We start from the raw sequence: 23,179 nt of genomic DNA on the forward strand, positions 1-23,179 counted from the left end.
AATGTCGATGGCAAACCCCGGGGAGTCGCCCGGGGGTGGTCGCGGTTGCGCCGCGGGGGTGGTGCCGCCTACGCCTTGGCGGTCGCCATCCGGTCGTCGGCGATCAGCGGCTCGACCTCGGCACGGACCGTGCGCTCGACGAAGAACGCGGCCAGCGGGATGGTGCCGCTGATCATGATCCAGAGCATCTTGCCGAAGGACCACTTGGCCTTGGAGCTCAGGTCGAAGGCGAAGGCCAGGTAGATCATGAAGAGCACGCCGTGGGCCTGGGACACCACGAAGGTCAGATCGGCGCCCTTGTCGAAGCCGTACTTGAAGACCATGCAGGTGCAGAGCACCAGCAGCATCACGGCGGTCGCGAAAGCCATCACCCGGTAGCGGGTCAGCACACTGCGTTTCATGGCGTCGAGCCTAACCGTCCGCTTTGCGCGATCTTGACCGGGGCCCGGACCGGGGGCGGACCCGGCACGATCCGAAAGAGGCGGCCTAGCGCTCGTCGAAGTCCGCGGCCGCCACCCGCAGGGGACGGAGCAGGGCGAAGATCTCCCCGCACTCCTCGGCGTCGTACGCGCCGAGACCGAAGTCGACCTCCATCAGGTCCCGGGTCGCGGCCTCCACGACCTCCCGGCCCTTGTCCGTGATGGAGGCGAGCGTGCCGCGGCCGTCGTTCGGGTTGGGGCGCTTGTCCACGAGCCCGGACCGGACCAGCCGGTCGACGGTGTTCGTCACCGACGTCGGGTGGACCATCAAACGCTCGCCGATCTTCGACATCGGCAGCTCGCCGGCCTTGGAGAAGGTGAGCAGCACCAGCGCCTCGTACCGTGCGAAGGTCAGTCCGTACGGCCTGACCACCGCGTCGACCTCGCCGAGCAGGATCTGGTGCGCCCGCATGATCGAGGTGATCGCGGCCATTGAGGGCACCGGACCCCAGCGCTGCTGCCAGAGCTCGTCGGCACGGGCGATGGGATCGAAGGGAAGGCTGAGCGGCTTGGGCACGCGTCCGACCCTACCGGGCGGTCATTTGGCGGCGGGCCCCGTCTCATACTTCGGCCCCTCCTCCCCCGGGGCGGCCGACCGCAGTGCGGCGAGCAGCAGCAGGACGACCGCCGTACCGAGGGTCCCGGCGCCGGCGACGACGGCGTGGACCGGAAGGAACTCGGCGGCGAGACCGGCGAGCGCCATGCCGACGCCCTGGAGCGTCATCAGGCCGGTGCCGAGCAGGGTCATCGCGCGGCCGCGCAGCTCGTCGGGGACGGCGTCCACGTACCACTGGTCGAGGCCGAGGGTGTGTGCCTGGGCCAGCCCGGCGAGCAGCAGGGCGGCGAACACGGCGTACGGGCCGGGGCGCACGGCGTACACGAGGAGCGGCAGCGGTGCGACGGCGGCGAGCGGGGCCACGATCCGCGAACGCGTTCGGGCGGTGAGCGCGGAACCGGCCCAGATCTCCCCGGCGATGGTGCCGACGGGCAGCGCGCACATCAGCAGCCCGAGCGCGACGGTGCCGGCGCCGATGCGGTCGGCGTACGGGGCGAGGAGCGCCTCCGGGACCACGACGAAGGCGGGCGGCAGCCAGAACAGAAGGGTCAGCGCGCGCAGCCGGCGGTTCCCGAGGACCGCGCGGATACCGGCGAGCGGGGAGGTGCGGGCGGCGGGGGCGCGGGCGGGGCGGGCGCGGGTGCCGAGTCGCAGCAGGAGCGCGGAGCCGAGGAATCCGGCGGCCGTGAGGGCGATGGCTCCGCGCGGCGCCAGCACGGTGAGGAGCAGGCCGCCGAGGCCGAAGCCGATGAGCTGGGCGCTCTGGGCCACCATGCGCAGGAGCGAGCGCCCCAGGACGAAGCGGTCGCCGGAGCCGAGGATGTCGGCGAGGGAGGCGCTGCGCGCGCCCTGGAACAGCGGCGCGACGAAGGCCATGGCGCAGCGGAGCACGAGGAGCACGGCGACGGGGCTGGCGGGCAGGGCCATGGCGGCGGCGCAGGCCGCGCAGACCAGGTCGCACCCGACGAGCACCCGCCGGGCGGGGTGCCGGTCGGCGATCCCGGCGAGGAGGGTGCCGCCGAGGGCGTACGGGAGGAAGCCGAGAGCGAAGGTGAGCGCGCTCATCAGCGGGGAGCCGGTGGCCCGGTAGACGAGGACGGTGAGGGAGATCTCGGCGACGACGACGCCGAGCACGGACAGCAGGTGGGCGGCGAAGACGGGCCGGAACTCCCGGACCCGGAAGACGGAGCGGTATCCGGCGGACGCCGGGCCGGAGGGATCCGGGGCGGGGCCGGCGGCCGGGGTGAGGGTGGACATGACGGCAGCCTGTCCCGCCCGGCGCGGCGGCTGTAACGATTCGCCGTGACCCGAATCCACCGCGCCCGCCCCGGCCGGGGCGGCGGAGCCGCATACGCCTCCCCCGGCTCCGCCCGGCCACCGCCCGAGCGGCTGCCGCCCCGGATGACGTAGCGTCGGACGCCGGCGCGACCGCGGGCGCGGCCGGCGGACGCCCGGACGGCAGCCGGGAACGCCCGGCGGCACCATCAGGGCAGACCGGTGGGCCGGGAGCCGGGTCGTACCGCAGCACCGGGCGGACCGGCGGCCGGCCGCCCGGATACCGCACCGCCGAGCGCCACCACGCCACACCGGCGGACGGCGGACGGCGGACCGGGGACGGCGGACGGCGGACGGCGGACGGATACGGGCGGACGGGCGCCGGGAGACGCCGCCAGCGCAAGGGCAGCCGATGGCCGAGCACGAAAACAGGCACGGAAACGAGCCCGGAAATGGGCACGGCACGGGCACGGGCACCGCAAGGGCACGGCACGGGCACGGCACGGCACGGGAAGGGGTGGGCGGCGTGGGGTTTCACTTCCGCTTCGGGCCGGGCGACCTGCTGCGGTGCCGGTTCTCGCTCTCCCCCCGCTGGGAGACCCAGGAAGCGGTACGGGTCCTGCTGTCACCGCACCGGCAGGCCTACCACCTCCCGTGGCTCCGGCAGGCGAGGGCCGCCGCCGAGGGGCTGGACCTGCGTCCGCTGTGGCTGCTGATGCCCCGCGCCGGGCACCATCCGGACTTCCTCAGCCCGCCGCCCCTCGGCCCCTCCGTCACCTTCGAGGAGGAGATGGCGCGGGTCCGGGCCGCCGACCCCGACGCGGCCCGCGAGGACCTGCGGCTCTCGCTGGTCTGCACCCCGGGCGCCCTGGAGAGCGACGCGGGGCAGCGGATGATGGCCGATCCGGCGCGCGCCGTACGGGAGTTGGCCGACCTCACGGAGCGGGCCTGGCATGCGCTGGTCGAACCGCACTGGCCTCGGCTGCGCGCCCTGCTGGAGGCGGACATCCTGTTCCACTCCCGGCGGCTCGCGGCGGGCGGGCTGGAGGCGCTGTTCGACGGGCTGCACCCGGAGCTGCGCTGGTACGGGGAGAGCGACACCCTGACCATCGAGCGGTCCGCGCACCACCACCGCTCGCTGGACGGGCAGGGGCTGCTGCTGATGCCGAGCGCGTTCGTCTGGCCGCAGGTGGTCGGCGGCTACGACCCGCCCTGGCAGCCGACGCTCGTGTACCCGGCGCGCGGCGTCGGCGGGCTGTGGACCGCCTCGGCGGGACCCGCTCCGCAGGCCCTGGCGCGGCTGCTGGGCGCGGCCCGGGCCGAGGTGCTGTGCGCCCTGGACGAGCCGGCCTCCACCACGGCGCTGGCCCACCGCCTGGGCCTGGCCCCGTCCACGGTCTCGGCGCACCTGGGGGTGCTGCACGCGGCGGGCCTGCTGGTCTCCGCCCGGCACGGCCGCCAGGTCCTGTACGAGCGGACCCCGCTGGCCCTCGCCCTCACCACGGGCGAGCCCGCCACCCGATGAGCGGGCCGGGCTCACGATGGGCCCGGCCCCCGTCGGGCCGGGCCCGCCGAACACCCGGGCCCGCAGCCCGCCCGGGCCCGCAGCACGCCCGCCGGCCCGGCCGACCGCCCGGCTCAGCCCTCGGCGAGGTGGCGTTCGACCGTCTCGACCTTCGACGTGATGCCGTCGGTGACCCCGGGGCGGATGTCGGCCTTGAGGATGAAGGAGACCCGGGGCGCCCGTGCCTCCACGGCGGCCACCGCGCGCCGGACCACGTCCATCACCTCGTCCCACTCGCCTTCCACGGTGGTGAACATGGCGTCGGTGCGATGGGGCAGGCCCGACTCGCGCACCACGCGGACCGCGTCCGCCACGTACGCGCCGACCTCCTCGCCGACTCCCAGCGGCGTCACCGAGAACGCGACGATCACGCCTGGGCCGCCTGGCGCGCACGCGCCGCCAGCACGCTGTCCGCCTCGTCGCGCTTGAGCAGCTTGTCGCCGTAGAGCCCGCCGAAGGGGATCAGCGAGAGCACGAAGAACAGGGCGACCTTCTTCAGCGGCCACTTCGCCTTGTGCCACACGTCCAGCAGGAAGACGACGTAGATGACGAACAGGATCCCGTGGAGGGCGCCGAGCGGCGGCATCAGGTAGTCGATGTCCGTCGTCCGCTTCAGGAGCGAGCCGAAGATCAGCAGGGCCGGGAACGACAGTGCCTCGGGTACGGAGATGAGGCGCAGCCGGTGCAGGGCGGAGGCGGTCTTGATGTCCACGTGGAACCTTCGGGGTGGAGGCCAGGGTCGGTCCCAGTGTCTCAGCCGCATTGCGGGATCTTGACCCGGGTGCCCGCCACCGGCACGTCACGGGAGCGGCGCCATGACGTCACCAAGACCGCAGTGTGGCGTATATCGGCCACCAGGCCCTTCTCGGGCACGGCCGCTGCGGATAACGTCATCCCGTGGCTCAGTTCCGACTCCAAGGCAGCAAGGTGCTCGCCGTCGACCTGACCGGGGACGCCGTCAAAGCGAAGAACGGCTCCATGGTCGCGTACGACGGCCAAGTGGCCTTCAAGAAGATGACAGGCGGCGGCGAAGGCCTCCGCGGAATGGTGACCCGGCGGCTGACCGGCGAGCAGATGACCGTGATGGAAGTGCAGGGGCACGGCACCTGCTTCTTCGCCGACCGCGCGAGCGAGATCAATCTGGTCGGTCTGCGCGGCGAGAAGCTCTACGTCGAGTCCAGCAACCTGCTGTGCACCGACGCGGGTCTGCGCACCGGCACGACCTTCACCGGCCTGCGCGGCGCCACGTCGGGCAACGGCCTGTTCACCACGACCGTCGAGGGCTCGGGCCAGGCGGCGATCACGTCCGACGGTCCGGCCGTGGTGCTGCGCGTCAGCGCCCAGTACCCGCTCTCCGTCGACCCGGGGGCGTACATCGCGCACACCGGGAACCTGCAGCAGTCCTTCCAGTCGGGTGTGAACTTCCGCACGCTGATCGGCGAGGGCTCCGGGGAGGCGTTCCAGATCCGCTTCGAGGGCGAGGGCCTGGTGTACGTGCAGCCCAGCGAGCGCAACACCGTCGGGGGCGACGTCTGATGCCGTTCCGCGAGATTAACTCCAAGATGGTGGAGGCCCAGATCCTCCCCGGGCAGAAGATGTACAGCCAGCGCGGCGCGATGCTCGCCTACCGCGGCGAGGTCTCCTTCACCCCCAGCCTGACCGGCGGTCAGGGCGGGGTCATGGGCATGATCGGGCGCCGGGTCGCGAACGAGCAGACCCCGCTGATGTCGGTCGAGGGCAGCGGCACCGTGATGTTCGGCCACGGCGGCCACCACATCCAGGTCGTCAACCTGACCGGCGAGACCCTCTATGTGGAGGCCGACCGGCTGCTCGCCTTCGACGGCACCCTGCAGCAGGGCACGATGTTCATGGGCTCGCAGGGCGGGGTCATGGGCATGGTGCGCGGCCAGGTGTCGGGCCAGGGCCTGTTCACCACGACCCTCAAGGGGCACGGTTCGGTCGCCGTGATGGCCCACGGCGGGGTCATCGAGCTCCCCATCACCCCCCAGCGCCCGATCCACGTGGACCCGCAGGCGTACGTCGCCCACTACGGCGACGTGCGCAACAAGCTCTCCGCCGCGCTCGGCTGGCGGGACATGGTGGGGCGCGGCTCGGGCGAGGCGTTCCAGCTGGAGCTGTCCGGCCAGGGCGCGGTGTACGTACAGGCCTCGGAGGAGAAGCTGTGAACTTTGGCCCCGTGACGGGCGGACCCGGCGGGCCGACGGTCTTCGACCCGTACACCCTGCCCTCCGACGACAACGTGAACCCGTACACCTTCTGCGTGGAGCTCAAGGGGAGCCAGTGGTTCCTGCAGAAGGGCAAGATGATCTCCTACTACGGGAGCATCGAGTTCAACGGCGTCGGCAACGGCCGCTTCGACCGGCTGCTGCGCACCAGCTTCCATTCGCCGCTGCACGCCGCCGACTGGGTCGTGGCCGAGGGCCAGGGCAAGATGCTGCTGGCCGACCGGGCCTTCGACGTGAACTCGTTCGACCTGGACAAGGGGAACCTGACGATCCGGTCGGGCAACCTGCTCGCGTACCAGCCCACCCTGGCGCTGAAGCAGTCGATCGTCCCGGGGTTCCTGACGCTGATCGGGACGGGCAAGTTCGTGGCGGCGTCCAACGGCCCGGTGGTGTTCATGGAGCCGCCGCTGCGCGTGGACCCGCAGGCGCTGGTCGGCTGGGCGGACTGCCCGTCGCCGTGCCACCACTACGACCACGCCTACATGTCGGGCGTGATGGGCGGGCTGCGCTCGCTGACCGGCATCGGGGGCACCTCGGGCGAGGAGCACCAGTTCGAGTTCGTCGGGGCCGGCACGGTGCTGCTCCAGTCGTCCGAGATGCTGATGGCGGAGAAGGCGGTCGGCGCGGTCGGCGCCGGCGCGGCCACGGGCAACGCCCAGGGCGTCCCCGGGGCCGGCCAGGGCCCGCCGGGACAGGTGGGCGTGCCACGGATGCCGGGGCAGCTGGGTGATCTCCAGCGCCGCTTCGGACTGTGACCCGCGGGACCCGTCCCGTACGCCCGATCTTTGTACGCAATTCAACTTTTTAGGTAGAGTTCATTCATGGAGACCATGGAGACCCAGACGGCCGCGATCCCCCGGACCCCGTCCGAGGAGACCCCCTGGCTGACCGAATCCGAGCAGTGCGCCTGGCGCACCCACCTGGACGTCAGCCGACTGCTGATGCACCAGCTGGAAAAGGACCTCCAGCCCTTCGGACTCACCAACAACGACTACGAGATCCTCGTGAACCTCTCGGAGTCGGACGAGCACCGGATGCGGATGAGCGACCTCGCGACCGCGACCCTGCAGTCCAAAAGCCGCCTCTCCCACCAGATCACGCGCATGGAGGCGGCCGGCCTGGTCACCCGGGTGAACTGCGAGTCCGACCGCCGCGGCCTGTACGCGGTGCTCACGGACGAGGGCATGGAGACGATGCGCAAGGTCGCCCCGCACCACGTGGCGTCCGTCCGCCGGCACTTCATCGACCTGCTGCCGCCGGAGGCCCTGGCGGCGCTGCGCGCGTCCCTGCGCCCGGTCGCCGAGCACCTGCGGGAGAACCGCGGCAAGGCCTGACACGGGACCCCGCGGACACCCGTCCGGGGCGGGTCCGGGGGGCCGCACGCACCCCTGGACCCGCCCCGGACGGCTCCGGAGGACGGGTTCCGGGCCGGGAGCAGGCCCTCAGCCCTCCGTCAGGCTCTCCAGCAGCGCGTCGGCCGCGGCGTACGGGTCCAGCTCTCCGGCGGCCACCCGTACCGCCAGCGCGTCGAGCCGGGCGTCCCCGTGCAGGTCCGCGAGCCTCGCCCGCAGGGCCGTGATCGCGATGGTCTCCACCTCGCGCGCGGCCCGGGCCGCGCGCCGCTCCGCCAGCACGCCCCGCCCGTCCATCCACGCCCGGTGCTTCTCCAGCGCCTCGACCAGCTCGTCGATGCCCTGGCCGCGGGCCGCGACCGTCTTGACGATCGGCGGCCGCCAGTCGTCCCGGCCCCGCGCCTCGCCCAGGCCGAGCATGTGGTTCAGCTCACGGGCGGTCGCGTCGGCACCGTCCCGGTCGGCCTTGTTGACCACGTACACGTCGCCGATCTCCAGGATCCCCGCCTTGGCGGCCTGGATGCCGTCGCCCATGCCCGGGGCCAGCAGCACCACCGAGGTGTCCGCCTGGGAGGCGATCTCCACCTCCGACTGCCCGACGCCGACCGTCTCGACCAGGACCACCTCGCAGCCGGCCGCGTCCAGCACCCGGATCGCCTGCGGCGCCGCCCACGCCAGCCCGCCCAGGTGGCCCCGGGTGGCCATGGACCGGATGTACACGCCCGGGTCGCCGGCGTGGTCCGACATCCGCACCCGGTCGCCGAGCAGCGCGCCGCCCGAGAACGGCGAGGACGGGTCGACGGCGAGGACCCCGACGCGCCTGCCCGCCTTGCGGTACGCGGTCACGAGCGCCGAGGTCGTGGTCGACTTGCCGACGCCGGGCGAGCCCGTCAGCCCCACCACGTACGCCCCGCCCGTCAGCGGTGCCAGCGCCGCCATCACCTCGCGCAGCTGCGGGGACGCCCCCTCGACCAGCGAGATCAGCCGGGCCACCGCTCTCGGCCGGCCCTCACGCGCCTGGGCCACCAGCTGGGGGACGTCCACCGCCGTCATACGTGCTGCACTCCTCGGATCTCGCTACGGGTACGGGTACGGGTACGGGTACGAACGCGGTCGGGCGGGGGCGCGGAGGCCGGGGACCCGGCCCCGCGCCCGAGCCGCTCCTACCGGGGAACGCGCACGATCAGCGCGTCGCCCTGCCCGCCGCCGCCGCACAGCGCGGCCGCGCCGACCCCGCCGCCGCGGCGCTTGAGCTCCAGCGCCAGGTGCAGGACCACACGGGCGCCGGACATGCCGATCGGGTGGCCGAGGGCGATGGCGCCGCCGTTCACGTTCACCTTTTCCGGGGTCACGCCGAGGTCCTTCATTGACTGCACGGCGACCGCGGCGAAGGCCTCGTTGATCTCGATGAGGTCCAGGTCGGAGACGTCCAGGCCCTCCTTGCCCAGGGCGTGCCGGATCGCGTTGGACGGCTGCGACTGGAGGGAGTTGTCGGGGCCGGCCACGTTGCCGTGGGCGCCGATCTCCGCGAGCCACTCCAGGCCCAGCTCCTCGGCCTTGGCCTTGCTCATCACGACCACGGCGGCCGCGCCGTCGCTGATCTGCGAGGACGTACCGGCGGTGATGGTGCCGTCCTTCGCGAAGGCCGGGCGCAGCCTCCCGAGGGACTCCGCCGTGGTCTCCGGGCGGATGCCCTCGTCCTGCGAGAACACCACCGGGTCGCCCTTGCGCTGCGGGATCTCCACCGGGGCGATCTCGGCCTCGAAGACGCCGTTCTTCTGCGCCGCGGCGGCCCGCTGGTGGGAGGTGGCCGCGAACGCGTCCTGCGGGGCGCGCTCGATGCCGAGGCGGGTGTTGTGCTTCTCCGTGGACTCGCCCATCGCGATGTTCTCGAAGGCGTCGGTGAGGCCGTCGTAGGCCATCGCGTCGAGCATCTCGATCGCGCCGTACTTGTAGCCCTCGCGCGACTTGGGCAGCAGGTGCGGTGCGTTGGTCATGGACTCCTGGCCGCCCGCGACCACGATGTCGAACTCCCCGGCGCGGATGAGCTGGTCCGCCAGAGCGATCGCGTCCAGGCCCGAGAGGCACACCTTGTTGATGGTGAGCGCGGGCACGTTCATGGGGATGCCGGCCTTGACGGCGGCCTGGCGGGCGGGGATCTGGCCCGCGCCGGCCTGGAGCACCTGGCCCATGATCACGTACTGCACCTGGTCGCCGGAGATCCCGGCCCGGTCCAGCGCGGACTTGATGGCGAAACCGCCGAGGTCGGCGCCCGAGAAGGACTTGAGCGAGCCGAGCAGCCGTCCCATGGGCGTGCGGGCCCCGGCGACGATCACTGAGGTGGTGTTGTTCGATCCGGACATGAGGCACAGCCCCTTGAGGATGAGGAGTGAACGAGGGTTTACCTGAATGTACTGAGCGGTACCGGCGCCGTCACCGGGCTGTGGGTGTGATCGCTGGCACGTTGCGTGACCACCCCTCGGGGCGGTGCACTGGTCCCATGCTGACAAGGATCGACCACATCGGGATCGCCTGCTTCGACCTCGACAAGACCGTCGAGTTCTACCGTGCCACGTACGGATTCGAGGTGTTCCACACCGAGATCAACGAAGAACAGGGCGTGCGCGAGGCCATGCTCAAGATCAACGAGACGTCCGACGGCGGCGCCTCGTACCTCCAGCTCCTGGAACCCACCCGCGAGGACTCCACGGTCGCCAAGTGGCTGGCCAAGAACGGCGAGGGCGTCCACCACATCGCCTTCGGCACCGAGGACGTCCTCGGCGACTCGGAGGCCATCCGCGGCAAGGGCGTCCGCGTGCTCTACGACCAGCCCCGCACCGGCTCGATGGGCTCCCGGATCACCTTCCTGCACCCCAAGGACTGCGGGGGCGTTCTCACCGAACTCGTCACCTCCCACCCTGAGCACTGATGTCCCGATTCCCCGGCCGGTACAGTGGCCATGGCTCGGCCGGGGTTTCGGTGCGGAGACGGGGTCGGGGCCTGTGACCCCTGCCCCGGTATCTGACACCATTCCCCGGGGGCGTCGTTCAGCGGGCGGACGATGCTCATTTGGGAATGAGCTTGCGACCAGGGGACGGATGGGACCGCGCTGTGCGGGGCTACGAAAGCCAGGAGAGCCATCAGGCGGAGGCCGACCATCTCTCGCTCTTCGAAGCCGAGATGGAGCGGCTGAAGAAGGAACGCGGGAAGGCCGTCCAGCACGCCGAGGACCTGGGATACCAGGTCGAGGTGCTGCGCGCCAAGCTCCACGAGGTACGCCGGTCTCTGGCGTCCCGCCCCGCCTACGACGGCGCGGACATGGGCTACCAGGCGGAGCAGCTGCTCCGCAATGCCCAGATCCAGGCCGACCAGATGCGCTCCGACGCCGAGCGGGAGCTGCGTGACGCCCGGGCACAGACCCAGCGCATCCTCCAGGAGCACGCCGAGCACCAGGCGCGCCTGCAGGCCGAACTGCACGCCGAGGCCGTCAACCGCCGCCAGCGCCTGGACCAGGAGCTGGGCGAGCGGCGCCAGACCGTCGAGGCCCACGTCAACGAGAACGTGGCCTGGGCCGAGCAGCTGCGCGCCCGTACGGAGTCCCAGGCGCGCCGGCTCATGGAGGAGTCCCGCGCCGAGGCCGAGCAGTCCCTGAACGCGGCCCGCGCCGAGGCCGCGCGCATCACCGAGGAGACCCGCCGGCGGCTCGCGGAGGCCTCCGAGGCCGGCCGCGCCGAGGCCGAGGCCACGCTGCTGCGCGCCCGCAAGGAGGCCGAGCGGCTGCTCGGCGCCGCGTCCGCACAGGCCCAGGAGGCCACCGAGCACGCGGAGCGGCTGCGCTCCAGCACGTCCGCCGAGGCCGAGCAGACCCGGCAGCAGACCATGGACCTCGGCCGGGTGGCCGAGTCCCGCGTGCAGGAGGCCGACAGCGCGCTGCGCGCGGCCCGCGCCGAAGCCGAGAAGGTCCTCGCCGAGGCGAAGGAGAGCGCGGCCCGCCAGCTCGCGTCGGCGGAGTCGGTCAACGAACAGCGCACCCGCACCGCCAAGGAGCAGGTCGCCCGTCTCGTCGGCGAGGCCACCAAGGAGTCCGAGGCCCTCAAGGCGGAGGCCGAGCAGGCGCTCGCCGACGCCCGCGCCGAGGCCGAGCGGCTGCGCGCCGAGGCCGGCGAGCAGGCTCGTACGGCCGCGGCCGAGGACACGGCGGCGCAGCTGGCGAAGGCCGCCCGCACCGCGGAGGACGTACTGACCAAGGCGTCGGAGGACGCCCGCGCCACCACCCGGGCCGCGTCCGAGGAGGCCGAGCGCATCCGCCGCGAGGCCGAGACGGAGGCCGACCGGCTGCGCCTCCAGGCGGCGACCACGGCCGACGAGCTCAAGGGCGCCGCGAAGGACGACACCGAGGAGTACCGGGCCCGCACCGTCGAACTCCAGGAGGAGGCCCGGCGGCTGCGCGGCGAGGCGGAGCAGCTGCGCGCCGAGGCCGTCGCCGAGGGCGAGCGGATCCGCGGCGAGGCCCGCCGCGAGGCCGTGCAGCAGATCGAGGAGGCGGCCCGGACCGCCGAGGAGCTGCTGGGCAAGTCCCGGGCCGACGCGGACGAGGTGCGCGGCAGCGCCACCGCCGAGAGCGAGCGGGTCCGCAGCGAGGCCGTGGAACGCGCCACCACGCTGCGCAAGCAGGCCGAGGAGACGCTGGACCGGACCCGCGCCGAGGCCGAGCGGCTGCGCGCGGAGGCCGAGGAGGAGGCGGAGGCCGTCCGCGCCGAGGCGGACGCCGCGGCCCGTGCGCGGCGCGAGGAGACCGAGCAGGCGCTCGCCGCGAAGCGGGCGGAGGCCGACGAGGAGCTCGTACGGCTGCACACGGACGCCGAGGGCCGGCTGACCACGGCCGAGCAGACGCTGCGCGACGCCCGCACGGCGGCGGAGGCCGTCCGGCGGGAGACCGCCGAGGAGGCCGACCGGCTGCGCGCGGAGGCGGCGGAGCGCGTCCGCGCCCTCCAGGCGCAGGCCGAGGCCGAGGCCGACCAACTGCGTGACGAGGCGGCGGAGGACGCCGGGCGGGTGCGCGCGGAGGCCGAGCAGATCGCCGTGCGGCTGCGCGGCGAGGCCGAGGCCGAGGCGGAGCGCGTGCGCTCCGAGGCCCAGGAGACCGCGGACCGGCTGCGCGCGGAGGCGAAGGCCGCGGCCGAGCGGGTCGCCGCGGAGGCCGCCGAGGCGCTGGCCGCCGCGCAGGAGGAGGCGGCCCGGCGCCGCCGGGAGTCCGAGGAGACCCTGGCGTCGGCGCGGACCGACGCCGAGAGCGAGCGGGCCCAGGCCCGCGAGGAGAGCGAAGAGCTGCTGGCGCAGGCCCGCAAGCGCTCCGAGGAGGCGCAGGCCGAGGCGGTCTGGCTCACGGAGGAGGCGGAGCGGCGCGCGTCGGAGGTCGTGGCGGCGGCGGAGGCCACCGCGCAGCAGGTACGGGACGCGGTGGCCGGGCTGCACGAGCAGGCCGAGGAGGAGGTCGCCGGACTGCGCAGCGCCGCCGAGCACGCGGCGCAGCGGACGAGGACCGAGGCCGAGGAGGAGGCGTCGCGCGTCCGCGCCGACGCCCACGAGGAGCGCGAGCGGGCCACCGCGGACGCCCTGCGCATCCGCACCGAGGCGCGGGCCGAGACGGACGCGGCGAAGGCGCTGGCGGAGCGCACCGTCGGCGACGCCATCGCCGAGGCCGAGCAGCTGCGCACCGACACCGCCGAGTACGCGCAGCGGGTGCGTACGGAGGCCACGGACGCCCTGGCGGCCTCCGAGCGGGACGCGGCCCGGACCCGGGCGGACGCCCGCGACGACGCCAACCGAATCCGCGGCGAGGCGGCGGAGGCCCTGGAGGCGTCCCGCGCCGAGGCCGCGTTGATCGCCGCCGAGGCGACGGCGGCGGCGGAGCTCGTCACCGAGGAGACCCGCGCGGCGAACGCCGTCACGGTCGCCGAGGCCGAGGCCGCGGCGGAGGCGCTGCGCACCGAGGCCGCGACGACCGTGGACGAGGCGCGCGCCGAGGCGAACCGGCTGCGCGGCGAGGCGGCCGAGCAGGCGGACCGGCTCATCGGCGAGGCGGCGTCGGAGGCGGAGAAGCTCACGGCGCAGGCGGCCGAGACCCTGGCCGGCGCCGAGCGGGACGCGACCCGGATCCTGGTCGAGTCCCGTACCGAGGGCGACCGGCTCGTCGAGGAGACCCGCGCGGCCAACGAACTCACCGTCGGCGAGGCCGCGGCCGAGGCCGAGCGGCTGCGGGCCGACGCGGCCCGGGTCCTGGACGAGGCCCGGGCGGACGGCGGCCGGATCATCGGCGAGGCCACCGCGGAGGCGGACCGCGTCACGGTCGCGGCCAACGAGACGCTGGCGAGCGCCGAACGGGAGTCCGAGCAGACCCGGGACGAGGCGCGCGCCGAGGCGAACCGGCTGCGCGGCGACGCCGCCGAGCAGGCGGACCGGCTCGTCGCGGAGGCGAGGGCGGAGGCGGCGAAGCTCACCGAGCGGACCCGCAAGGAGAACGAACGCACGGTCGGCGAGGCCGCGAACGAGGCCGAGCGGCTGCGCACGGAGGCGGCGCAGGCGCTGTCCTCGGCGCAGGAACACGCGACGCGCACCCGCTCGGAGGCCGAGCGGGTCAAGGCGGAGGCGGCGAACGAGGCCGAGCGCATCCGGTCGGAGGCCCGTACGGAGTCCGAGCGCGTCCTGGACGAGGCCCGCGAGGAGGGCAACAAGCGCCGCAGCGAGGCCGCGGAGCAGGTCGACCGGCTCGTCACCGAGGCCCTCGCGGAAGCCGAGAAGCTCACGACCGACGCCCAGAAGCAGGCGCTCGCCGCCACCACGGCGGCCGAGGAGCAGGCCGACGCGATGGTCGACGCCGCCCGCAAGGAGGCGGCGCGCATCACCTCGGAGGCGACCGTCGAGGGCAACTCCCTCGTGGAGAAGGCCCGTACGGACGCGAACGAACTGCTGGTCGGGGCGCGTACGGACGCGTCGGCCATAAGGGAGCGGGCGGAGGAACTGCGCGGGCGGGTCGAGGCGGAGGTCGAGGAACTGCACGAGCGGGCCCGCCGGGAGTCGGCCGAGCAGATGAAGTCGGCCGGCGAGCGCGTGGACAAGCTGGTGCGGGCGGCGACCGAGCAGAGCGTCGAGGCCGAGGCGAAGGCCAAGGAGCTGGTGTCGGACGCGAGCAGCGAGGCGAGCAAGGTCCGCATCGCCGCGGTGCGCAAGGCCGAGGCGCTCCTGAAGGAGGCCGAGCAGAAGAAGGCCGAGGTGTCCCGCGAGGCCGACAAGACGCTCGCGGAGGCGAAGGCGGAGGCCGAACGGCTCGTCGACGAGGGCCGCCGCGAGCTGGAGGTCCTGGTGCGCAGGCGCGAGGACATTCAGGCGGAGATCTCCCGTGTCCAGGACGTTCTTGAGGCGTTGGAATCATTCGAGGCGCCTTCGGGCGGCGGGAAGCCCGTGATCGGCGGCCAGGGTGCGGGGGGCGTGAAGGCCGGAGCGGCGGCGGGATCGAATCGTTCGGGTGGCAAGACGTCAGAGAGCTAGCCAAGGCCCTGTGACGTGTGCTCCTGATGGAGGTTCAGGCGAACGAGTGACAAGCATTCTGTCGCCTTGCCACTCAAAAGGGGTGTCATTGTCCGGATCAAACGCGGATTGACTCGATGACACGCCGTCCGGGCGCCTAGGATTCCCCTTAACACCTCACGTAGCACCTCATCGGTCTCATTCGACAGGAACCCCATGAGCGACACTTCCTCCCCCTTCGGCTTCGAGCTCGTGCGGCGTGGTTACGACCGTGGTCAGGTGGACGACCGCATTACCAAGCTGGTCTCCGACCGCGACAGCGCCCTTGGACGTATCAACTCTCTGGAAAAGCGGATCGAGGAACTACACCTCGAGACGCAGAACGCCCAGGCCCAGGTGAACGACGCCGAGCCGTCGTACGCCGGCCTCGGTGCCCGGGTCGAGAAGATCCTGCGGCTGGCCGAGGAGGAGGCGAAGGACCTGCGCGAGGAGGCCCGTCGCGCGGCCGAGCAGCACCGCGAGCTGGCCGAGTCGGCCGCTCAGCAGGTGCGCAACGACGCCGAGTCGTTCGCCGCCGACCGGAAGTCGACGGCCGAGGACGAAGGTGTCCGGATCGTCGAGAAGGCGAAGGGCGACGCCTCCGCCCTGCGCACCGAGGCACAGAAGGACGCGGCCTCCAAGCGCGAGGAGGCAGACGCCCTCTTCGAGGAGACCCGCGCCAAGGCCGCCCAGGCCGCCGCGGACTTCGAGACCAACCTGGCCAAGCGCCGCGAGCAGTCGGAGCGTGACCTGGCCGGCCGTCAGGCCAAGGCCGAGAAGCGCCTCGCGGAGATCGAGCACCGCGCGGAGCAGCTGCGCCTGGAGGCCGAGAAGCTCCGTACGGACGCCGAGCGCCGCGCCCGCCAGACCGTGGAGACCGCGCAGCGCCAGGCCGAGGACATCGTCGCCGACGCCAACGCCAAGGCGGACCGCATCCGCAGCGAGTCCGAGCGCGAGCTGGCGGCTCTCACCAACCGCCGCGACTCCATCAACGCGCAGCTGACCAACGTCCGCGAGATGCTGGCGACGCTGACCGGTGCGGCCGTCGCGGCGGCCACCCCGATCGTCGACGACGAGCCGGTCTCGCGCGGGGTTCCGGCGCAGCAGAGCCGCTAGAACGCAGCCGTCCAGGCGCTGATGGCACGCACGATGCGGCGTCGTGACGCTTGAGGGCCGTATGTCCCCTGTATGAGGTGGCGTACGGCCCTTCGGCGTTCTAGCGTGGCGGCATGATCGAGCTTGAGGGCCTTACGAAACGATTCGGCGCGAAAACCGCCGTGGACCACCTCAGCTTCCAGGTCAGACCGGGGGTGGTGACGGGCTTCCTCGGCCCCAACGGGGCGGGGAAGTCCACGACCATGCGCATGATGCTCGATCTCGACAACCCGACCAGCGGAACGGTCCGGATCGACGGCAAGCACTACCGGGAACTGCCGGAACCGCTGAAGTACATCGGGGCGCTGCTGGACGCCAAGTCCATGCACGGCGGCCGCACCGCGTACAACAACCTTCTGTGCCTGGCCCAGTCGAACCGGATCCCGGAGCGGCGGGTCGCCGAGGTCCTGGACCTGGTCGGTCTGACGGCCGTGGCCAAGAAGAAGTCGAAAGGATTTTCGCTGGGGATGGGGCAGCGGCTGGGAATCGCCTCCGCCCTGCTCGGCGATCCGGAAATCCTGATGTTCGACGAACCCGTCAATGGTCTGGACCCCGAGGGAATTCTCTGGATCCGCAATCTGATGAAGGGTCTGGCCTCGGAGGGAAGGACGATCTTCGTCTCCTCCCACCTGATGAGCGAAATGGCGCTGACCGCGGACCATTTGGTGGTCATCGGGCAGGGCAGGCTGCTGGCGGACCTGTCGATGGCCGATTTCATCCAGCAGAACTCCCGCAGTTACGTCCGGCTGCGCTCGCCGCAGCAGGAGCGGCTCAAGGACGTCCTGCACGAGGCCGGCATCAGCGCCGTCAGCGTCCCGGCGTCCGGGGCGCTGGAGATCGACGGCGTGGAGTCGGAGCGGCTCGGCGAGCTGGCCGCCCAGCACCAGATCGTGCTGCACGAACTCAGCCCGCAACGGGCTTCACTGGAGGAAGCGTTCATGCGTATGACGGCGGACTCCGTCGAGTACCACGCCCACGCCCCGGGAGCCGGCCTCCACGGCGGACCCGCGGCGCCCGGCGCGGCTGCCGACAACCCGGCCCGGCCCGCCGACGTCCCCGCCTGGGGCGCCGGGTTCGACGCGACGCGCAAGGGCGGCGAGTGACCGTGTCCTCCTTCCCCGCCGTCCTCAAGTCCGAGTGGACCAAGATCCGCACCGTCGCCTCGACGGTCTGGACCCTGGTCGCCGCCCTGGTGGTCACCGTCGGCCTCAGCGCCGCGCTGTGCTCGTTCATCAACGCGTCCTTCAAGGACATGCCCCCGGAGCAGCAGCTCACCTTCGACCCGACGGTCGCGAGCTTCGCCGGGATGACCCTCGGCCAGCTGGCGATGATCGTCTTCGGCGTGCTGGTGGTCGGCAGCGAGTACAGCTCGGGCATGATCCGCACCTCGCTGGCCGCCGTGCCGCGCCGCGCGAGCTTCTTCTTCGGCAAGCTCACGGTCGCCACCGCGCTGGCGTTGATCGTGGGCCTCGCGACCAGCTTCCTGTCCTTCTTCCTCGGGCAGGCCATCCTGGGCGAGCGGTCCATCGGCCTCGGCGAGGACAACGTGCTGCGCGCGGTCATCGGCGCCGGCCTCTACCTGGCGATGCTCGCCCTGTTCTCCATGGGCACGGCCGCGCTGCTGCGCAGCTCGGTCCTGGCGATCTGCATCCTGATCCCGTTCTTCCTCCTGATCTCCAACATCCTCGGAGGGGTCGAGGCCACCCGGAAGGTGGCCCAGTTCTTCCCGGACCAGGCGGGTGCCAAGATCATGCAGGTGGTGCCGGGCGCCATGGACAGCGGCACGACCCCGTACGGCCCCTGGGGCGGCTTCGGGATCATGGCCCTGTGGACCGCCGCCGTCGTCCTCGGGGGCTACGTGGTCCTCAGGAAGAGGGACGCCTGAGCCCCGGGTCCTCCTGACGTACTACGGGTGATCCCCGGGCCGCTCTCAGGGGCGGCTCAGGGATCACGCCGGGACGGAACCACCCGGGACTCGTTATCCTCTTAATCCTTACGCGGGCGAAAGTCGTCCCGGCCTGGTAAGGGGCAGCAAGATGATCGAGGCAGTCGGACTCACCAAGCGCTTCGGCGCGAAGACCGCCGTCGACCAGTTGTCGTTCCAGGTCAAGCCGGGTCACGTCACCGGATTCCTCGGGCCCAACGGCTCGGGGAAGTCCACCACCATGCGCATGATCGTCGGCCTGGACCGGCCCACGTCCGGTCACGTCACGATCAACGGCCTCCCCTTCCGGGACCTGCCCAACGCCCAGCGGCACGTCGGAGCCCTGCTCGACGCCAAGGCGGTGCACGGCGGCCGCCGGGCCCGCACCCACCTGCTCGCCGTCGCCCAGCTGTCCGGGATCCCGGAGAAGCGGGTGGACGAGGTGCTGGCCGTGGTCGGACTCCAGGACACGGCCCGGCAGCGTACGAAGGGCTTCTCGCTCGGCATGGGCCAGCGGCTCGGCATCGCCACCGCCCTGCTCGGCGACCCGCAGGTGCTGCTCTTCGACGAGCCGGTCAACGGACTCGACCCCGAGGGCATCCTGTGGGTCCGCAACCTGATGCGGCAGCTCGCCGCCGAGGGCCGCACCGTCTTCGTCTCCTCGCACCTGATGAGCGAGATGGCCCTCACCGCCGACCACCTGATCGTGATCGGCCGGGGCCGGCTGCTGGCCGAAATGGGCACCCAGGAGTTCATCACCCACAACTCGGCCGGATTCGCTCGGGTCCGCGCGGCCGACACCCACCCGGATGGCCGGGACACGATGGCCGCCGCCCTCACCGGGGCGGGCGCCCGGGTGCTCAAGGAGCCCGACGGAGCACTCCGCGTGACCGGACTGGAGCTGCCGCACATCGCCGACCTCGCGCACGAGGCGGGCGTACGGCTGTGGGAGCTGTCACCGCACCGGGCCTCGCTGGAGGAGGCGTACATGCGGATGACGCAGTCCTCCGTCGAGTACGCCTCCACCGAGGACCCGCGCGCCGAGCTGTGGGAGCCCGACCCCCCGAGCGTCCCGGCGTGGGAGGACGAGGAGGAGGCCCCGCAGGCCCCCGCCGCGGCCTTCTACGCTCCCCCGCCGCCCGCGGCGGGCGGGCAGCCCTTCCTGATGCCCGACAGCGCCGGCGAGCTCGCCGCGGCGACGAAGAACACCCCCGAGGAATCCCGATGACCGGCCCCGTCCCCAGCGGCTCCGCGCCCGGCGCCCCCACGGCCGGCGGCGCGACGCGCACCGCGGCCCCGACGGCGGGCTACAGCTCCTCGCTGCCCACGCCCCGCCCGCACCTGGGGCACGCCCTGGCCTCGGAGTGGACCAAGATGGTGTCCGTCCGCTCCACCCTGTGGACGCTGGGCTCCCTCGTCCTGGTGGTCGTCGGCATCGGGATGGTCTTCGTGGTGCAGAGCACCGACCAGGAGTACACCGAGATCGCCTTCGCCACCCCCGCCCTCTTCGGGCTGCTGGTCGGGCAGATCGCGGTCATGGTGCTCGGCGTCCTGACGATCACCTCCGAGCACGCCACCGGTCTGGTCCGCACCACCTTCACCGCCGCCCCGGAGCGCCACCGCGTGCTCACCGCGAAGTACCTCGTCTTCAGCGCCACGGCCTTCACCGTCATCGCCTGCGCCGTCTTCGTGGTCGGGCTGGCCGGGCAGATCGTGCACGGCGGGAGCGCTGCCGGCGCCCACCCCGCGAACGAGTGGTCCGGCGCGCTGCTGGGCACCCTCTACGTCACCCTGCTCGGCGTGCTCGCGCTCGCCGTCGGGGCGGTGATCCGGCACTCGGCCGGGGCGATCGCCGTGATGCTCGGGGTCGTCACGCTGCCGCCGGTGATAGGGGCCGTGCTCACCATCTGGGAGGGTGCGGCGCCCGCCGGGCAGGTGATCCTCGAACACAACGCCCCGGTGGCCCTGATGACGCTGTTCGGTCTGCAGGAGGTCGACACCTCCCTGAACATGCCGGGGCCGGCCATGCACATGCTGGTCATCCTGGTCGTCACCGGCGCCGCCGTGACCGCCTCGTACCTGACGGTCGGCCGCCGGGACGTGTGACGCCGGGCGCCGGGGCTCCGCGCCCCGGACCGTGCGGACCGGGCCCTCAGTGCCGGGGAGCGTTGCGGGACCGCTGCACCCGCGAGGTGCGGCGGTCCTTCGCGTTCCAGCAGGCCTTGTGCCAGTGCCGCCGGTCGTCCACGCCGCCGTACTCCGGCCAGGCCACCAGGTGCGGGGTTCCGGAGGAGATCTCCTGGTCGCAGCCGGGGCAGCGGTAGCGCTTGCCCGCCGCGCTCGCGCCGGCGACGTGCCGGATCCTCCACTCCTCGCCCTGGTACTCCTCCGTCCGCTCCAGGCCGTACCGGTCGAGGCCGGTGCTGGGTCGTTCGTCCGGAGTCTCGCCGCCCCTGGGGCGGTTGTGGCGCGGGGACACGTATACCTCACGGAAGGGCGGGCGGCAGTGACTTTCTCCCAGACTACGCGCCGTGGGCCCGGGTACCCGCAGGGTGTCTACCGGAGGCGGACCGCGCTGCGGCGGCTGGCCCGACAATCCCAATAACTTTCCCGTCAGCCCGTGCCTTTGGCACGTGTCGGACGTTGTTGCCACAGGAAGAACCGGTCCACCTGGGGGAGGCCGCGTCAGCCGCGAGGAGGCTAAAGGCGATGCGCGTAGGAGCATTTGTACTGGCGGCCCAGTTCCCGGGCCAGGGAGCGGGCGAGGCACTGCACCGGGCGGTGCGGACGGCGGAGGTGGCCGAGGAGGCCGGGCTCGACTCGGTCTGGCTCGCCGAGCACCACTTCGTCCCGTACGGGGTCTGCCCGTCGGCGGTGACCCTGGCGGCCCTGCTGCTGGGGCGGACCCGGCGGCTGCGGGTGGGCACGGCGGTGAGCGTGTTGCCGAGCACACACCCGGTGGCCCTCGGGGAGCAGACGGCGCTGCTGCACCTGACCTCGGGCGGCCGGTTCACCCTGGGGGTGGGGCGCGGCGGGCCGTGGGTCGACCTGGAGGTGTTCGGCGGCGGGCTCGACGCGTACGAGAACGGCTTCCCGGAGGCCCTGGACCTGCTGCGGGACTGGCTGACCCGGGCGCGGGTGGGCGCCGCCGGCGAACGGTACGGCTTCCGCGAGGTGGCCGTCGTACCGAGGCCCTCGGAAGCGCTGGACGGGGACGGGCCGGGGCCGGAGGTGATCGTGGCCTGCACGTCGCCGTCGTCGGTGCGGGCGGCCGCGGAGCGCGGGCTGCCGATGCTGCTCGGCATGCACTGCGGGGACGAGGACAAGGCGGCGATGGTCGGGCTGTGGCGGCGCACGGCGCGGGCCGCGGGCCACGCGCCGGAGTACGTGGCGGCGGCGGGGCACGTCTCCGCCGGGGTGTGCCAGCTGGCGGACCGTACGGCGGACGCCCGCGAGACCCTGCTGAAGGCGATGCCCGGCTGGTTCAAGCAGGGCCTGGACGCACACGTCACGGTGGACGGCCGCGAGCGCGCGATGCGGGACCCGGTCGCCTACACGGAACTGCTGTGCGACCTGCACCCGGTGGGTACCCCGGCCCTGGCGGCGGACCGGCTGGCGGCCACCGCGGAACGGACCGGCATCACGCGGTTCGCCCTCCTGACGGAGGGCTCCGGCGATCTCGCCGCGACGGAGGAGAACGTACGGCGCATCGGCACCGAAGTCCTGCCCCGCCTCGGCTGAGATCAACCAGATGCCCGCCGGCAGGTGCTAGCAGTCCCGCATTTCCGGGGACTGGTTGAGCAGCTGACCGCGGATCGAAGTGAACTTGGCCAGCCGGTCGTCCACCGAGGAATCCAGCGGGAAGACCGCTACCCGGTGGCAGTTCTGGAACGCCAGGCGCACTCCGAAGTGCCGCTGCAGGGCACCGCGTATCGCGTCACTCGCGAGGGCGCGGAGCAGCTGCCCGCGCGCCTGCTCGTCGGGCGGCGGCGTCTGGTTGTCGGCGAACTGGCCGCCGTCCACCTTCAGCTGGGCCACGAGCGAGCTGATCATCTCCCATGCGTAGGGCAGGGAGGTCCGGACGCAGTCGACGAAGGCGGCTTCGTCGACCTCGCCTCGCTCGGCCTGTTCGAGTAGGGCCGGTGAGACGTCGAGCGACATGGGTTCTCCTCTCGCGACCCCGGCCGATTGGGTTGCCGGAGCCTTACGGGCAGGGAAGGAGATCGCGACGCAGCGTGCACGCTCCGCAACCTCCTGCTCACCACGGTAGGCGCCCCATGGGTGCCGCACCAGGAGAATGCGCATACAACGCGCCATCGGCGAACGGGGCTTTCAGGGGCGAATCGCGTGGAGGCCGCCCCGTCGAGTAGCGTTGCCGACCATGCGTCTCGTCATCGCCCGCTGCTCCGTCGACTACGCGGGCCGGCTCACCGCCCATCTGCCCTCGGCACCCCGTCTGATCCTCGTGAAGGCCGACGGCAGTGTCTCGATCCATGCGGACGACCGGGCGTACAAACCGCTCAACTGGATGTCGCCGCCCTGCACCCTCAAAGAGGGGACCGGGGACGAGGCCGGTGTGTGGACGGTCGTCAACAAGGCGGGCGAGAAGCTCATCATCACGATGGAAGAAGTCCTCCACGACTCCTCCCACGAGCTCGGCATCGACCCGGGGCTCATCAAGGACGGCGTCGAGGCCCATCTCCAGGAGCTCCTCGCCGACCGCATCGAAACGCTGGGCGAGGGCTACACCCTCATCCGGCGCGAGTACATGACGGCCATCGGCCCCGTGGACATCCTGTGCCGGGACTCCTCCGGGGCGACGGTGGCGGTGGAGATCAAGCGGCGCGGCGAGATCGACGGTGTGGAACAGCTGACCCGCTACCTGGAGCTGCTGAACCGCGATCCGCACCTGGCGCCGGTCCGCGGCGTGTTCGCGGCGCAGGAGATCAAGCCGCAGGCCAAGGTGCTGGCCACGGACCGCGGGATGGACTGCGTGGTGCTGGACTACAACGCCATGCGCGGCATCGAGGACGACAAGCTCCGCCTGTTCTGAACGGGTTGA

23 protein-coding genes are annotated in these 23,179 nt (G+C 72.6%); 14 read left to right on the plus strand and 9 right to left on the minus strand.

The window, feature by feature from the left end:
- Positions 1–68: 68 nt before the first annotated feature.
- The 3 genes from ACFWW8_RS01965 to ACFWW8_RS01975 form a co-directional block, all read right to left on the minus strand.
- Positions 69–401, minus strand: coding sequence for a DUF3817 domain-containing protein (locus ACFWW8_RS01965; protein WP_386522323.1), 333 nt, complete (start codon positions 399–401; stop codon positions 69–71).
- Positions 402–486: 85 nt separating this feature from the next.
- Complete coding sequence (locus ACFWW8_RS01970) at positions 487–996, minus strand: MarR family winged helix-turn-helix transcriptional regulator (protein WP_386522326.1); 510 nt, start codon at positions 994–996, stop codon at positions 487–489.
- 21 nt (positions 997–1,017) lie between these two features.
- Positions 1,018–2,292: an MFS transporter gene (locus ACFWW8_RS01975; RefSeq protein WP_386522328.1), complete on the minus strand. Its 1,275-nt coding sequence runs from the start codon at positions 2,290–2,292 to the stop codon at positions 1,018–1,020.
- A 544-nt stretch (positions 2,293–2,836) separates the two neighbouring features.
- Here ACFWW8_RS01975 and ACFWW8_RS01980 point away from each other — a divergent pair.
- Positions 2,837–3,835: a DUF5937 family protein gene (locus ACFWW8_RS01980; protein WP_386522330.1), complete on the plus strand. Its 999-nt coding sequence runs from the start codon at positions 2,837–2,839 to the stop codon at positions 3,833–3,835.
- A 113-nt stretch (positions 3,836–3,948) separates the two neighbouring features.
- Here the strand turns inward: ACFWW8_RS01980 and ACFWW8_RS01985 are convergent, their stop codons facing one another.
- The gene (locus ACFWW8_RS01985; protein WP_386522333.1) at positions 3,949–4,245 is read right to left on the minus strand and encodes an MTH1187 family thiamine-binding protein; all 297 of its coding nucleotides are present in this window, start codon (positions 4,243–4,245) and stop codon (positions 3,949–3,951) included.
- Positions 4,242–4,586, minus strand: coding sequence for a DUF3817 domain-containing protein (locus ACFWW8_RS01990; protein ID WP_386522335.1), 345 nt, complete (start codon positions 4,584–4,586; stop codon positions 4,242–4,244). Before ACFWW8_RS01990 ends, ACFWW8_RS01985 begins: the two co-directional genes overlap by 4 nt.
- Before the next feature lie 185 nt (positions 4,587–4,771).
- Between ACFWW8_RS01990 and ACFWW8_RS01995 the strand changes: the two genes are divergently transcribed.
- The 4 genes from ACFWW8_RS01995 to ACFWW8_RS02010 all read left to right on the plus strand — a co-directional run bounded on the left by ACFWW8_RS01995 (position 4,772) and on the right by ACFWW8_RS02010 (position 7,454).
- Entirely contained in the window at positions 4,772–5,410 is a 639-nt protein-coding gene (locus ACFWW8_RS01995) for an AIM24 family protein (RefSeq protein ID WP_386522337.1), read from the plus strand.
- Positions 5,410–6,060 (plus strand): AIM24 family protein, encoded by a 651-nt coding sequence (locus ACFWW8_RS02000; protein ID WP_386522340.1) that lies wholly within the window; start codon positions 5,410–5,412, stop codon positions 6,058–6,060. Before ACFWW8_RS01995 ends, ACFWW8_RS02000 begins: the two co-directional genes overlap by 1 nt.
- A gap of 11 nt (positions 6,061–6,071) precedes the next feature.
- Positions 6,072–6,875, plus strand: coding sequence for an AIM24 family protein (locus ACFWW8_RS02005; RefSeq protein ID WP_386522971.1), 804 nt, complete (start codon positions 6,072–6,074; stop codon positions 6,873–6,875).
- 75 nt (positions 6,876–6,950) lie between these two features.
- Complete coding sequence (locus ACFWW8_RS02010; RefSeq protein ID WP_386522974.1) at positions 6,951–7,454, plus strand: MarR family winged helix-turn-helix transcriptional regulator; 504 nt, start codon at positions 6,951–6,953, stop codon at positions 7,452–7,454.
- Positions 7,455–7,562: 108 nt separating this feature from the next.
- On the opposite strand, the gene meaB is transcribed toward ACFWW8_RS02010, so the two are convergent.
- On the minus strand, positions 7,563–8,525 hold the full coding sequence (gene meaB, locus ACFWW8_RS02015) for a methylmalonyl Co-A mutase-associated GTPase MeaB (RefSeq protein WP_386522342.1): 963 nt from the start codon (positions 8,523–8,525) through the stop codon (positions 7,563–7,565).
- A 110-nt stretch (positions 8,526–8,635) separates the two neighbouring features.
- Entirely contained in the window at positions 8,636–9,835 is a 1,200-nt protein-coding gene (locus ACFWW8_RS02020) for an acetyl-CoA C-acetyltransferase (protein WP_386522344.1), read from the minus strand.
- 137 nt (positions 9,836–9,972) lie between these two features.
- Here ACFWW8_RS02020 and mce point away from each other — a divergent pair, with 137 nt between their 5' ends.
- The 7 genes from mce to ACFWW8_RS02055 all read left to right on the plus strand — a co-directional run bounded on the left by mce (position 9,973) and on the right by ACFWW8_RS02055 (position 20,223).
- Positions 9,973–10,401, plus strand: a complete 429-nt coding sequence (mce, locus tag ACFWW8_RS02025) for a methylmalonyl-CoA epimerase (RefSeq protein ID WP_386522346.1) — start codon at positions 9,973–9,975, stop codon at positions 10,399–10,401.
- A 182-nt stretch (positions 10,402–10,583) separates the two neighbouring features.
- Complete coding sequence (scy, locus tag ACFWW8_RS02030) at positions 10,584–15,020, plus strand: polarized growth protein Scy (RefSeq protein WP_386522347.1); 4,437 nt, start codon at positions 10,584–10,586, stop codon at positions 15,018–15,020.
- Between the two features lie 195 nt (positions 15,021–15,215).
- Complete coding sequence (locus ACFWW8_RS02035) at positions 15,216–16,154, plus strand: cellulose-binding protein (protein ID WP_267838814.1); 939 nt, start codon at positions 15,216–15,218, stop codon at positions 16,152–16,154.
- 113 nt (positions 16,155–16,267) lie between these two features.
- Entirely contained in the window at positions 16,268–17,296 is a 1,029-nt protein-coding gene (locus ACFWW8_RS02040; RefSeq protein ID WP_386522350.1) for an ABC transporter ATP-binding protein, read from the plus strand.
- A 2-nt stretch (positions 17,297–17,298) separates the two neighbouring features.
- Positions 17,299–18,078, plus strand: coding sequence for an ABC transporter permease (locus ACFWW8_RS02045; RefSeq protein ID WP_386522977.1), 780 nt, complete (start codon positions 17,299–17,301; stop codon positions 18,076–18,078).
- Between the two features lie 151 nt (positions 18,079–18,229).
- On the plus strand, positions 18,230–19,345 hold the full coding sequence (locus ACFWW8_RS02050) for an ABC transporter ATP-binding protein (protein ID WP_386522353.1): 1,116 nt from the start codon (positions 18,230–18,232) through the stop codon (positions 19,343–19,345).
- Positions 19,342–20,223: an ABC transporter permease gene (locus ACFWW8_RS02055; RefSeq protein ID WP_386522356.1), complete on the plus strand. Its 882-nt coding sequence runs from the start codon at positions 19,342–19,344 to the stop codon at positions 20,221–20,223. The genes ACFWW8_RS02050 and ACFWW8_RS02055 overlap by 4 nt, the downstream gene beginning before the upstream one ends.
- A 46-nt stretch (positions 20,224–20,269) precedes the next feature.
- On the opposite strand, the gene ACFWW8_RS02060 is transcribed toward ACFWW8_RS02055, so the two are convergent.
- On the minus strand, positions 20,270–20,596 hold the full coding sequence (locus tag ACFWW8_RS02060) for an ATP/GTP-binding protein (RefSeq protein ID WP_386522359.1): 327 nt from the start codon (positions 20,594–20,596) through the stop codon (positions 20,270–20,272).
- Between the two features lie 230 nt (positions 20,597–20,826).
- Here ACFWW8_RS02060 and ACFWW8_RS02065 point away from each other — a divergent pair, with 230 nt between their 5' ends.
- Entirely contained in the window at positions 20,827–21,858 is a 1,032-nt protein-coding gene (locus ACFWW8_RS02065; protein WP_386522362.1) for an LLM class flavin-dependent oxidoreductase, read from the plus strand.
- A 27-nt stretch (positions 21,859–21,885) separates the two neighbouring features.
- Here ACFWW8_RS02065 and ACFWW8_RS02070 read toward each other — a convergent pair whose 3' ends face one another.
- Positions 21,886–22,278 carry an SCO5389 family protein gene (locus ACFWW8_RS02070; RefSeq protein ID WP_243336246.1) on the minus strand — a complete coding sequence of 131 codons (393 nt, stop codon included), beginning with the start codon at positions 22,276–22,278 and terminating at the stop codon, positions 21,886–21,888.
- A 220-nt stretch (positions 22,279–22,498) separates the two neighbouring features.
- Here ACFWW8_RS02070 and nucS point away from each other — a divergent pair, with 220 nt between their 5' ends.
- Complete coding sequence (gene nucS, locus ACFWW8_RS02075; protein ID WP_031150502.1) at positions 22,499–23,170, plus strand: endonuclease NucS; 672 nt, start codon at positions 22,499–22,501, stop codon at positions 23,168–23,170.
- Positions 23,171–23,179: the final 9 nt, after the last annotated feature.

Source organism: Streptomyces sp. NPDC058701, assembly GCF_042715295.1.
Classification (GTDB): Bacteria; Actinomycetota; Actinomycetes; order Streptomycetales; family Streptomycetaceae; genus Streptomyces.